This is a genomic window from Aminobacter sp. MDW-2 (genome assembly GCF_014250155.1).
Lineage (GTDB): Bacteria > Pseudomonadota > Alphaproteobacteria > Rhizobiales > Rhizobiaceae > Aminobacter > Aminobacter ciceronei.
The window spans coordinates 409,188-422,674 of record NZ_CP060197.1 but is presented as its reverse complement, the minus strand read 5'-3'; the positions used below and the strand labels follow the sequence as shown (position 1 = coordinate 422,674).

Genomic DNA, 13,487 nt, shown 5'->3' with positions numbered 1-13,487 from the left:
TTTGAATTATTTTGAGGTAGGCAGTTATATATTGCACAACAGAAAATCATTATTGGCTACGCTGCACGCGCTTCGACGTCGGCAGTCTCGTTTGTCACGACCTCAGAAAACAAGCGTGAGAGAGCGGCCTGTCTTGCCGTCCGATCGAGAGCGTAGGAAGTTCGCTTAAACTGCACGCCGTCCAGCAGTCCATCGATGTAGCCCGCGATTGTGTCAGCCGCCATGATCAGTGCAGTATCAATGGTGTGGATGTAGCGGCTCGTGACTGTGCTGCGAGAATGACCGAGCAACGCGGCAACTGTGGCTTCCGTAAATCCAAGATCGTTGGCGATGCTGGCGAAGCTGTGGCGGAGCACGTGGGGTGTTATGCCCTCAAGCGTCGTCCCCTTGAGAACCTTTTTCCAATATTTTGGAAAGCCACCCAGCGATTTGCCCTCGGCCGTTCCTGGAAAAACGAACGTGCCCGGTTCATCAGTCCTAAGACCATCAGTCAAATCCAGAACGGACAGCCCGACCGGCCTTACGGAGGTTCCTTCCTTGCTGTCTTCAAATCGAAGGCAGCTATTTTCCTCATCCACCTCCGCCCATTTCAGGCTCAGCACTTCGCCTCTCCGACATCCCGTAAGGGCGAGAAACCGTATCACTGCGACGGAAGTGCCCAAGGCGACATTCTTTCGAGCCCTCTGCAAAATCACTCCGAGTTCGCGATACTCCTGCTCTGTCAGATGGCGATCTTTGATACGATCGGCCTGCTTCTTGACGCCGTGGGCTGGGTTCTTCTCAATAATCCCTTGTTCAATTGCGTATGTGAAAATGCCGCCGAGCAACCCTAGTGCACGGGCGGCTGTTCCGGCTCCACCACGAACAATTGCGCGACCTCGCGCCTTCGTTTTCACATTGGCCTTGGTCCGTCCGGCCGTGACGTCCCGGACGAAGCGGTTGACGTCGGTGGAAGCGATGTCCTTGACGCGACGGGTGCCCAGAAGTGGGACGATGTGACGGCGAATCCGGCTCTTGTCGATCGTCAGCGTAGATATCTTCTTAGGTCGGCGCGCTTTGCCTAGGATCAAGCCATTGTCAGCATCTTCGAGATATCGCTCACAAAGTTCCTTCACAGTGATGGCTTGGTGATCGAGGCGCCGTTCCTCGGATGGGTTTTCGCCCTGGGCGATTCTTCCGAGAAGCATTCGAGCTTCACGACGGGCGGTCTCGGGCGTCCATACGCCGTGAATCCCAATCGTATAGCGGCGGGTACGGCCGGCGGCGCGGTACTGGACGAGGTAGCTTCGTTTTCCTGACCGAAATATGCGTAGTCCAAACCCGGGCAACTCGTCGTCCCAGATGAAATAATCCACACCACGTGTTTCGGTGGCATCGACAACGCGCTTTGTCAGTCTGGCCATATGTCGCCTTCTTGCACCTTCCCGCCTGCTTCCGCGGAAGCGCCACGGAAGCAGGCAGGAGAAAATCTCGACCTGTCATAGCCTACAAAATTCGGCGCTGGTGTCAAAATAAATACGTAGAATCAAAGTGATAGAGAGCTACGGCGTGCAAAGAGAAACGTTGATGAAAGCTGTAAAATTTTCCTCCGAAGGCAGAGGTCACAGGTTCGAATCCTGTCGGGTGCGCCAGCTTATTTCTGTACAGCCCGAAGACATAGGTAACAGTTTGTACCTAAGACATGGGTGACAACCTCGTGCCGAACGGGTTGTCGATGGTCTGCAGGGTCCTCTGTTCGAGGTCGATATAGCCAAGATCATAGTGCATGAAGGAGACGAGCCAAATGGCGTCGTCGACTTCAGTGATTCCGAGCCTCTGGCCGGCGAGCACGGTCGAGATATTGATCTTCTTGCGGTGCATGCAGATGCGGCCACAGGCGGTGACGAGGATGTCGCGGTCATGGAAGGGGTAATGCAGGTCTGGCAGCCCCTCATAGGCTCTTGAAGAGGGCTTATAGAGTTCGTCCGGCACCTTCATGCCGATCGCTTGGTGCGGTCGTTCGGCATTGAATTCGCTGACGAATGCATCGAACCTGGCCTGCTGCTGTAGAATGTTCATGCCCGGCGGCCGGGTCGTCTCCTGCTTGAGGGTCCGGTGCATACGCTCATGCCTGCCGTTCTGCTGCGGGTTGCCGGGTTTGATGCGCTCGATGTCGATGCCCAGCCGCAGCCAGAAGACCGAGAGCCTGGACAGATTGTAGAGCCCGTTGGGAGAGGCGAAGGGCAGCCCGTTGTCGCTTCTGATCGCCGCCGGCAGACCGCGCTGCTTGAACAACCTCACGAAGGCTTCGACGACGGGCACCTCCCGCGTTGATTCGAGGGCTTCGCACAGAAGGATCATGCGCGAGGCCTGGTCAGTCACCGTCAAAGGGTAACAGTACTGGCGATTGCCGAGCCTGAACTCGCCCTTGAAATCGACACACCACAGATCGTTGGGGCAGCATGCCGCCGACAGCGGCGTGCCCTCGGCCTTGCAGCGCCGCCTCTGACGGGCGCGCGTGACAAGGCCGTGGCGGTCGAGCACGGCATGGACCGTGCTCGTCGACGGCAGCCGAACGTCGCCGGCCAGCTTGCGCACCAGAAGCTCACGGATCTTCCTGGCGCCCCAGTGCGGCTTGTCCTTCTTGGCCTTCACAATCGCCTGCTCGATCTGACAGGGCAGTTGGTTGGCATAGCGGACCGGCCGCCGTGACCGGTCGGTCAGCGCCTCCAGGCCGTCGTCCTTGTAGCGGTTGAGGATCTTGTAGCCGGTCTTGCGGGAAATCCCGAACTCTCGGCACACATCACTCATGCCCTCGCCATCCAGAAGCCGCGCAACAAAACGAAGACGTTCCTCCATCACCGAACTCTCCTTCCACGGCATCAACACCTCCGGCCAAAAGCCAAAAGTGTTACCCATGTGTCCGGTACGAAACGTCACCTATGTCTCGGGTCGCTCATTCAACCACGTCCGAGCTCGCTCGCCTTTTGGCTAAAGGGGCACTTTCGCCACGCTGTCCTTGTAGTCCTGCTTGGGGTCGCCCAGGCCCAGGAACATCTTGACGCCGGCAACGAGGCTGGAAGCGTCGAGCCAGATCTGGGCGTCCGCCGGTTCGAACCGCAGCAGCCTGAGCTTCGGATCATCCTTGCCCTTCTCGAACCACGCGGCGACGAAGCGGTTCCACAACCGATCGATCGTGCTACGGTCGCCGTCGATCCTGAGGGTGCCATGGACGGTGGCAAACAGGTCATGTTTCTTGGCCGCGTAGACCAGCGTTGCTTTTCTGGCGCGCGCTAGCTTGCCTGCAAGCTCCGTGTCGCTTGCCGTGAAGAAGTAGATGGTCTTACGTTCGCCATCGAACTGCGCGGTCATCGGGCGCGGGTCGAAGCCTGAGACGCTTACCATCACGGTCATGTCTGAACGTATCGACTTCCAGAACTTCGCTTCGAACTCTCGCTTGTCGGCCATTGTGAATCTCCTTGAAGGAGGTTCAACCCCTGGCGTCTCGGGAGGTTCCATCTGAGGGGCGGCGAAGGGAGTTCCCGAGCGTCTCGGTCTGGCCAACTGTTCGTAAGCGGCGGGGGAGTGTCTGGGGCCCTGACTGCGGACAGACCGGAGCGGCGTCTCCGTCGCCCCCTTGATCAGAAATTGACGCCGAGACTAGCCCGGAAGCTCTGGTCGACGACGCCGGAGCCGAACTGGCCGGTATAGGCTATGCCGAGCTTGGCATCGGGGCTCAGCGCGAGGTCGAGACCGGCCTCGACTATCGCCACGTCCTTCGCGACGGGCGCGCCGGCGATCTGGAAGGCGCTGCCGCCTGAGAAGGCGACCGAGCTCAGCGGGGTGACGTCGCCGAAGGCGTGGCGCCAGCCGGCCATCCCGCGCAGCGTGGCGTCCATGCCGCGGATGGCAATGTCGGTGCTGGCCCTGACGCCGAGCGTCGTGAACGTCGTCTCGGTGGTCGAGGCGTTGGCCGTCAGCGCTGCCTGGCCGCCCTTCTCGGTGAAGCTGTCGGTCCTGACATTGATATAGGCAAGCGCTGCGAAGGGCTCGACGATCGCGTCGCCCGTCTGCAGGCGATAGCTCGCCTCGCCGAAGACCTGGGCGATGCCGGCGTCATAGCTGGCGGTCAGCCTGTCCTTGAAGTTGGCAAAGGCAACGGTGCGGCTGGTCTCGATATCCGTCCAGCTGTAGGCGGCGCCGGCGCGCAGGCCGAACGCCTGCCACCGGCCGCCCGCGAAGACACCGGCATGGTAGGCCCTGCTGTCACCCGAGGACGCGCGGTCGTCGGCATCGAAGCTGCCATTGCTGTAACCGGCGAAGGCACCGATGCGAAGGTTGTCGCCGATGCCGGCATCGAGACCGCCGATGAAGCCGCCGGTGCTGCGGCCGAAGGCTGCCGCGTTGCCGTCGCTGCCGGTCTTGCCCCAGGAGCCATAGGCCTGACCCCAGAAGGCCATACGCTCGGTCGTCGCCTCGGCGATCTCGGGGCCGTCGAGGCCATAGGCCATGACGGGCGGGGCTTGCGTGCCGATGTCACCGAAGGCAGCGCGGATACGGTCGTTGGCGGCACTTGCGAGGAAGCGGCTGTCGTCGACGAGCATGCCGCCGACCGAGGCGTGGACCTCGCCCGACAGTGCGTCGAAGGCCTTGCGCGCGGCGTCCTTGTCGAGATTGACGATGGCCTTGTAGATCGCGTGCTTGTTGCCCAGCTTGTCGGCTGCCCCGCCGGCGGCGAACTGGTTGCGGGTCGCGGCGATGTCGGTGAACTTGATGTCGTTGCGGTCGAGCGACAGGCCGACGGCGTTGCTGGTATAGGTCAGCGTCGGCGTCAGGAAGGCGAGGTTGCTGGTGACGGAAGCGAACTGGCCGAGCACGCCGGTTGCCGCGGTCAGGATGGTGTACTGCGTCGACGGTGCGTAGTTGCCGCTGCCGGCCAGCACCTGGACTGTGCCGCCCGAGAGCGTCGCCTTGCCGGCGACGGAGAGCCTGTCGGACTTGGTCGTGTCGACATCGACCTGGAAGGTCGAGCCGGCGGCGAAGCTGGCGTCGCCGGTGACGCTGAGCGTGCCGATCGAGCTGCCGGTGTTGACGATCGAGCCGGACTGGGCGGTCAGCTTGCCGATGATGCCGGTGCCGCCGAGGGTCGCGCCCGAAGCAACCGTCACCGCCGACTTGGCGAGCGAGCCGTTCACCGAGAGCTTGCCGGTGCTGACGGTCGTGTCACCCGAGAGCAGGCTGGTACCGGTCAGGGTGAGCGCGCCGTTGCCCGACTTGGTGAAGCTGCCGGTGCCGTTGATGGCATTGGCGAAGCTGGCATCGGTGGACTGGTCAATGATGAAGGCGGCGTCGTTGAGGATCGCGCCGCTGCCGAAGCTGGTGGCCGAGCCGGAGAGCGTGCCGGCGGCGATGGTCGTGCCGCCGGTGTAGCCGTTGGTGCCGGTGAGGACCGTCTTGCCCGAGCCGATCTGCTTGATCGCGCCGCTGCCCGAAATCGCGCCGGCGAAGGTCAGAAGGGCGGAGCGGTTGAAGGCCAGTGTGCCGGAATTGGCGACGTCGCCGGTGATCGAGCCGCTCGTGGCGCCATTGCCGATCTGCAGCGTGCCGGAGCCGATCTTCGTGCCGCCGGCATAGGTGTTGGTGCCGGTCAGCGTCAGCGTGCCGCTGCCCGTCTTGGTCAGCTTGCCCTGGCCGGAGATCGTGCCCGACGCTGTGAGGTCCGCCTGGGTGTCGAACGTGCCGCCTGCCAGGCGCAGCTCGATGTCGCGTTCGGTGGTCATGGCGGCGGTGTTGGTCAGGATGCCACCGATGAAGGTGAGCCCGCCCGAGGTCCCGCCGAGATTGCCGTCGGAGGAGATCGACAGCGTGCCGCCTTTGATCGTGGTGCCGCCGGTGTAGCTGTTGGCGCCGCTGAGCACGAGCGTGCCGTAGTCGTCCTTGACCAGTCCGCCGGCGCCGGTGAGCTCGGATTCGATCGATGCAACGGTGCCGGCGCTCGACACCGTGCCGTCGCCGACGCGGATGGTGGTGGCGGTATCATGCAGGCCGATCGCGTCGCCCTTGAGCACGTAGCCGCTGGTCGCGAACTGCATGCCGGTGACCGACATGCGGCCCTGGCTCGAGTCGACGGTCACCGTACCGGCTGTGCCCTGGAAGATGGCGTAGCCGGGCTGGGGCGCCATCGGTGCGTTGAAGGCGCCATCCTGGCGGGTCCAGTTGCCGCCTTGGGCGCTCCATGTGCCGTCGCCGCCGTCGACGCTGCCGTTATTGAGATTGCCGCTGGCGCCGCCATCCCAGAAGGCAAGTGCCGTGCCGCCGGTGTTGATCAGGTTGATCTGCTTGGCCACCTGCGTCTGGATGGAGAGGTCGCTGGCCTGGAAGGCACCGGGTACGGTGCCGATGACCAGGCCGTTGTCGGTCAGCGTGCCGCCATAGTCGATCAGCCGGTAGACGCCGGCGCCGAAGTCGTTGCCGCCGCTGACATTGAGCTTGCCGTCCAGCACGAGGTCGCCCTTGACGTCGATGCGGTCGCTCTGGGCGCCGAGCTCGAAGTCGAGATTGGCACCGTTGGACAGGTTGAGCGAACCGACCGTCAGCGTGCCCTTGCCGGCGCCAGGCGCGATATGGCCGCCGTCGGAGACGGTGACGCTGCCCGAGACCGTACCCGAGCCGGACAGCGTCGCGCCGCTGTCGACGCTGACGGCGGTATTGCCAAGCTTGCCGTTGACCTGAAGCTCGCCGGCCTTGACCGCGGTCGCGCCGGTGTAGGTGCTTTCGCCCGACATGGTCTGCTTGCCGCTGCCCTGCTTGGTGAAGCCGCCGCCCGACATGACGCCTGAGAATTCGGTGTCGTCGCCATTGCCCGATGTCAGCGTGCCTGCCCCAAGCTTGACGTTGCCGGCGCCGGCCAGCGAGGCGATGGTCTGGTTGTGACCGTCGAGGTCGAAGGTGGCGCCTGAGCCGACGCTGACCGCGCTGGACGAAGCAAGCGTGTTGGCGGCGCCCGCGGTCAGCGTGCCTGCATCGATTTTGGTTGCGCCTGTGTAGGTGTTCGCGCCGGACAGGGTGAAGCTACCCGTGCCCTTCTTGGTCAGGCTGCCGGTGCCGGTGATGATGCCGGAAAATTCGGTCGAGCCGTTGTTGCCGCCCGCGGTCAGCGTGCCGGCTCCAAGCGAAACCGTGCCCGCGCCTGCGAGAGAGCCGATGACCTGGTCGAAGCCGTCGAGATCGAGCTCGGTACCGCTGGCGACTTCGACCGCGCTGGCTGAAGAAAAGCTATTGGCAGCACCCGCTTTGAGCGTGCCGCCATCAAGCCAGGTCTTGCCCGTGTAGCTGTTGCTGCCGCTCAGGGTGAAGACGCCGGTGCCGATCTTCGACAGGTTGCCGGCCCCGGAAATCGAGCCGGAGAACGTGGTCGAGGCGTCGTTGCCACCCGTCGTCAGCGTGACCTCTTGCGGCGAACCCCAGAGCGGCCTGGCCACGCCGAGCGTGACTGAGCCAGCGCCTGCCGGCGAGCCGATACGCTGGTCGTAGCCGTCGAGGTCGAGCGTTGCATCGGCCTTGACGGTCATCGCGCCAGTCATGTCGAATGCATCCGCATTGCCCGCTTTGAGTTGCCTCCGCTGACCGTGGTCGGACCACCGTGTTGCATGGCGTTGACGACAAGCGCGCCGGCGCCGGTCTTCTCCACGGCGCGCGGTTCGCCGCCACCGCTGAGAATGTAGCCCGAATGCGTGGCCGTGCCCGACGCGACCGACAGCACGGTGTTTTCCTGCTGCAGGGTCATTATGTTGGCGAGGTCGACACCGGCGCCATAGTCGAGGCCGCCGCCGAACATCATGATGTAGCCGGTGCCTGCCGCGAGGCTGTTTTCGAGCCGCAACGTTCCGGCAAGCGAATAGACGATGCCGTCGAAACCGCTGCTGTCGCCCGACAGGGTGAGCTTGCCTGCGCCATATTTCTTGAAGTCGCCCGAGCCTGACATGTCGCCGTCGAAGGAGCTGTCGTCCGACCTGTCGAAAGCAAGCGTGCCGGAATTGCTGACCTTGCCCGACAGCGTGCCGCTCGTCTCGGATTTGCCGATCTGCAGCACGCTGCCGCTGTCGATGGTGGTGCCGCCGGAGTGGCTGATGTCGCCGCTCATCAGGACGGTGCTGTTACCGGTCAGCGTCATCGCGCCGGTGCCGGTGATGTCGCCGGCAAATTCGCCATTGGCCTCCGTGTTGTTGAAGACCAGCCTGCTGTTGTTGAGCACGTCGCCCTTGATCGAGCCGCCATTGCCGATCTGCAGCGTGCCGGCGCTGATCGTGGTGCCGCCGGTGTAATAGTTGGCGGAGGTCAGGGTTGTCGTGCCGGTGCCGTTCTGCTCGACGCGCCCGGTGCCGCCGATGTAGCCGCTGATCACGAGTGCGTCGTCGGAGCGGTTGAAGGCCAGCACGCTGTTGTTGACGATATCGCCGGCGACCGAGCCCGACGTGCCGCCATTGCCGAGCTGCAGGGTGCCTGCGGAAATGGTGGTCTTGCCGGTGTAGGTGTTGTCGCCGGTCAGGATCAGCGTGCCGAGGCCGAGCTTGTCGAGTTCGGTCATGTCGCCGTCGGCGATCATCGAGCCGATTGTCGCCGTGACACCGTTGTCGGTGTTGATGAAGCTCGCTTTTTCGTTGCCGTGGGGATTGCCGGACAGGGCGAGGATGCCGCCGGTGAGCTCATAGCCGTCGGTCGAGAACTGCAGGCCCTGGAAGGCCAGCGAACCGGTGACGGTGACCGTTCCGGCCGTGCCGGCAAAGACGCCGACCTCGCCACGCCAGCCGTCGTTGATGGTGGCCTCCCCAGGTGCCCCGGTCCAGTTGCCATTGCCGGCGCTCCAGGTGCCGCTGCCGCCGTCGACGGTGCCGTTGCCGGCGAGGTCGCTGCCGTCCCAGAACTGCAGCAACTGGTCGTTGTTGCGGATCATCAGGTTGACCTGGTTGGCGACGGCGGTGCTGATGATGGCATCGGTGGGCAGCGTGTGGAACGAGCCGGTGACGCTGCCCGAGACGTTGAACAGCCGGTAGTAGCCGGTCACCGCATTGGGCGTATCAAGCGTGCCCCCGAGCGTCAGGTCGCCATTGACGATGACGAGATCGTTGGTCGGGCCGCCAACGACGCCTGACGTGCCGAGCTCGAAGATGCTGGTTGAGCCGCTGTTGAGGGTGAGGTCGCCGTCGACGGTCAGAGTGCCAGGGCTGTTGCCCGCCGACAGCGTGCCGTTGACGATGGTGGTGGCGATGGTGCCGCTGCCGCCGATGGTCGCGCCGGCATCGACCGTGACGCTGGAGGACGACGCGATCGAGCCGTTGACCACCAGCTTGCCGGCGGAAACCCTGGTTGCGCCGGTGTAGCTGCTGGTGCCTGTGAGGATGGTGGTGCCGGTGCCGGCCTGATCGAACGTTCCGGCGCCCGAGATGGCATTGGCGACGGTGACGATGTCGGAGCGGTTGAAGGCGAGCGTGCCGGCGTTCTCGACGCTGCCCGAGCCCAGCTTGCCTGACGTGGCGCCGTCGCCGACCTGCAGCGTGCCGGCGGTGATCTTCGTCGTGCCAGCGTAGATGTTCTCGCCCGACAGCACAGTGGTGCCGTTGCCCTTCTGCGTCAGCCCGCCGGTACCGGACAGGATGCCACCGAAGGTCACCAGGCTCGACCTGTTGAAGGCAAGCGTGCTGTCGTTCAGGGCGACGACAGAGCTGCTGCCGATGCCGCCGCCCGAAGTGCCGTCGCCGATCTGCAACGTGCCGCCGACAAGCGAGGTGGTGCCGGACATGGTGTTGGCGCCGCTCAGCGTCAACGTGCCGTAGCCCTGCTTCTCGATGGTGCCCGTGCCGGAGAAGCTGTTGGCGAGGGTGTAGTCGCCGTCCCGGTTGAGGACCAGCATCGCGTTGTTGACGACCGCGCCGCTGCCGAGCGTGGCGGGGTCGCCATTGCCAAGGGTAAGCCTGCCTGCCGAGATGGTCGTTCCGCCGGAGTAGCTGTTGACGCCGTTGAGGACCAGATCGCCCGACCCGGTCTTGACCAGGCTGCCCGCGCCGCTGATCGCGCCGTTGAGGACGATCGAGGTGTCGGTATCGAGCGTGGCGGCGGCATCGAGATCGAAGGCATTGTCGAGCCAGCCGTTGGTGCCGCGCAAGGTTGCCGCGCCGCCGAAGGCCACGGTGCCGGTGCCGAGCCCCCCGGACCCGTCGACCTCGACGGTGCCGCCGCCGATGTAGGTGCCGCCGGTATAGGTGCTTGGCCCGCGCAGCAGGAGCTTGCCGGAGCCGGCTTTCACAAGTTCGGAGCCGGCACCGCTCAGGCCCGTGATGCCGGTCCGGCCGCTGCCGTCGATGGTCAGCCGGTGACCGTCGCCGTCCACGCCGCCGAGGAACTCGAAGCCGGTGCCCGCTTCCGTCAGCACCAGCGCGGTGCCGCTCAGGGTGGCCTGGGCCATCGCGCTGCTTTCGCCCGAGACCGTGTGCAGGGCGCCCTTGCCGTTGGCGCCGGTGCCCTTGAGCCTCAGCGCGCGCGTGTCGATCGACATGTCACCGTCGATCTCGAGCGTTGCATTGGCCGCGACATCGATGGCGCTCGAACCGTTGCCGAGCGCACCAGCATTGCGGACACTGAGCGTGCCGGCATTGACGGCGATGCCACCTGAGAAGGTGTTCGCGCCGGTCAGGATCGTCTTGCCCGTGCCGCGCTGGCTGAAGCCGCCATTGCCGTTGATGCTGTTGGCGAGCGTATAGGTGTTGGAACGGTTGACGGCGACCGTGCCGTTATAGTTGTCGATCGCGCCGAGAACAGAGCCGCTGGTCCCGCCATTGCCGAGCTGGAGCGTGCCAGAGTAAATTTCGGTACCGTTGGAATGGGTGTTGTTGCCGCTTAGGATCGTGGTGCCACCGCCCAGAATTGTCACCCTGCCGCCACCGGAGATGACGTCAGCGAAGGTCAGCGTGTTCGAGCGATTGAACGTCAGCGCAGTGCCGCTGGCCAGCGCGACGTTGCCGGCTAGCGAACCTGACGTGCCGCCATCGCCGATCTGCAATTGACCGCCGCTCACCGTGGTGCCACCGCTGTGCGTGTTGGCGCCCGTGAGCGTGAGCATGCCGCTGCCGACCTTGGTCAGCGAGCCGGTGCCCGAGGTCGCACCGGCGAAAGTCGAGGACACGTCGCCGTGGCCGACGGTCAGGGCGCCCGCGCCGAGCGCCACCGCGCCGGCGCCGGTCAGCCTGCCGATGGTCTGGGCCTTGCCGTTGAGGTCAAAGGTGGCGCCGCCGGCGACGGAGAGATCCTTGCCGAACAGCAGGCTGCCGCCGGCGCCGAGCCTGAGCGTGCCGGCATTGACCGCGGTGCCGCCGGCATAGGTGTTGGTGGCGCCAAGCACCACCGTGCCGGCGCCCGACTTGGACAGCGCGCCGGTGCCGCTGAGCAGGCCGTTATAGGTCAGCGTCATGCCGGCGTCGGCCGAAAGCCCCCCGCCGCTGGCGCCAAGGGTGGCGTCGCGGCCGGTGGCGAAGGATGCGGTGGCATTCAGCGTGCCGCCGTTGAAGCTCAGCACGCCGTTGCCGAGGCTGGCGTCGGACGCGACCGACAGCGTACCGCCCGAAATGTCTGTGCCGCCGGTGTAGGTGTTGGTGCCGGTCAGCGTGACCGTGCCAGGGCCGATCTTGTTGAGCCCTGCCGTCCCAGTGAGTTTTGTCGCGTAGGAGCCGGCCTCGAGGTTGAAGGCGGTCGATGCCTCGATGGTCCCGGCGCCCGTGGTGCTACCGCCGGTTCCGGCGAACGTTGCGACGGAGAGCTTTCGTCCGGCGGCGATGTCGACCGTGGCGCCGGTGCGGTTGAACAGCTGGTCGATGCCGGACAGGCTGCCGCCCGACAGCGACAGCGTGCCGCCATCGTTGTAGAACGCGCCGGCGCTGACCACGTCGCCGTTCTTGACGTTGAACTGCCCCAGATTGGTCACCGCCCCGTAGGTGGCCTTGACCGTCGCGGTGCCGTTGAGATTGAGAACCGCACCGGCATAGTTGAGAAAGGCGGTTCCCGCGTCGATGATGCCCTGATCGGCGACGTTGATCGTGCCTCGGTTGTTGAACTCGGCATAGGTGGTTTCGAGTTTTGCAGCAGAGCCGATGTTGATCGTCGCGTAGTTGGTGCCGGCGCCGAGGCTCAGCCACCTCGATGCCCCGAGCGTGACCAGGCCATAGTTTTGCAGGTCGTGGATCGCCTTGGCATCGTTGGCAGCGGTGCTGCCTTCGACCTTCATCTCCGCCCCGCCGTCTACCAGTATCCAGGTCGGCCTGACGCCGCCCGAATAGTTGCCTGCGATGGTGGTGACGCCGGCGCCGAGATGGATCGCGCCCTGGACGGTGCCCTGATTGGGGGCGGTGCCCAGACTGGTGACCCGGTTGGTTCCGCCTGTGATGTAGATCGCGTCCTGCCCGTTTTGCGAGCGTCGGATCGCGCCTGCGGTGCCGATGGTGATGTTCAGGTTCTGGCCGCGGATGCCGACACCCGCAGCGCCGCTCGGCGCCCGAGCACCCGCCCAGCCACCGCCCGCACCGCCATCGAGGCCGGAGACATCGCCATTGACGATGATCGTCGCGCCGTTCGGATCGGTGACCGAAATGCCATGGCCGCCATTGCCGCCGGCGCCCATGTCACTGGCTCGCAATGCACCGCCCGGTCCACCATTGGTATGACCCTCGGTGCCGTCACCGCCGAACCCGCCGCGCACAAAAACACCGGCGCCCACGGTTACTGTGGTGGAGCCGCTCGTACCGCCGACGAGAATACCGCTGCCGCCACCGCCACCGCCACCGCCGCCGCCGATCGAGGTGCCGCCAATCTGAACACCGGCGTAACCGCCCTTGCCGCCCTTGCCGCCATACGAGTTCTGATTGACGTTGACGATACCGGAGTTGACGACCAGGCCGGCGCCGCCGCCACCACCGCCACCACCGCCGCCTGCGCCGTTGTAGCCCCTGCCACCACCACCGCCGTTGTCAGAAACACCACCGCCGCCACCGCCAAAGCCGCCATCGGCGCCGCCGTTGCCGCCATTGCCTCCAGAAGGCTGGCCGTTGCCCGACTGGCCGCCGCCGCCGCCGTTGCCGCCGGCCGCGTTGACAGCGGGCATGCCGAACGAGCCGGCTCTGGTGCCACTACCGTTGCCGCCATTGCCACCGTCGTTGCCGATAGTATCGGCCGCCGCCGCCTGGATCGCCGGGCCAAGCGCCAACGGCGCAATCAGCGCCGAGCAGGCAAGCAGCGCCATGCGGTAGCGGCCGTGCCGGGATGATTGCGACGACACCGGCACGACGGTCTTCGCATCCGTCGCGGCATTGTCACGAATGGCTTCAAGGTCGCCGCTGGTGCTGCTCACGTGATATTCCCTGTATCGCGGACGCAAACCGGCAGCCGGCGGCGCGCAAGGCTCCGCCAGCGCCGCGACAGGTGTGCTGTCGGCGCAGTTCACATCGGCTGCTAAGTTCAGCTCC

The 13,487-nt window shown here is 65.0% G+C and carries 5 protein-coding genes; all 5 read right to left on the bottom strand.

From position 1 onward, the window contains the following. Window positions 1-56 precede the first annotated feature (56 nt). The 5 genes from H5P29_RS02105 to H5P29_RS02085 all read right to left on the bottom strand — a co-directional run bounded on the left by H5P29_RS02105 (window position 57) and on the right by H5P29_RS02085 (window position 13,372). Complete coding sequence (locus H5P29_RS02105) at window positions 57-1,403, bottom strand: site-specific integrase (RefSeq protein WP_154385834.1); 1,347 nt, start codon at window positions 1,401-1,403, stop codon at window positions 57-59. 271 nt (window positions 1,404-1,674) lie between these two features. Next, the gene (locus tag H5P29_RS02100) at window positions 1,675-2,862 is read right to left on the bottom strand and encodes an IS481 family transposase (protein WP_067956582.1); all 1,188 of its coding nucleotides are present in this window, start codon (window positions 2,860-2,862) and stop codon (window positions 1,675-1,677) included. A 108-nt stretch (window positions 2,863-2,970) separates the two neighbouring features. Further along, a complete protein-coding gene (locus H5P29_RS02095) occupies window positions 2,971-3,447 on the bottom strand; it encodes a pyridoxamine 5'-phosphate oxidase family protein (RefSeq protein ID WP_067955064.1) in 477 nt (158 codons plus the stop codon). 173 nt (window positions 3,448-3,620) lie between these two features. Beyond that, a complete protein-coding gene (locus tag H5P29_RS02090; protein ID WP_154384513.1) occupies window positions 3,621-7,562 on the bottom strand; it encodes an autotransporter domain-containing protein in 3,942 nt (1,313 codons plus the stop codon). Then, window positions 7,559-13,372, bottom strand: coding sequence for an autotransporter-associated beta strand repeat-containing protein (locus tag H5P29_RS02085; protein ID WP_185910229.1), 5,814 nt, complete (start codon window positions 13,370-13,372; stop codon window positions 7,559-7,561). The genes H5P29_RS02090 and H5P29_RS02085 overlap by 4 nt, the downstream gene beginning before the upstream one ends. Window positions 13,373-13,487 lie beyond the last annotated feature (115 nt).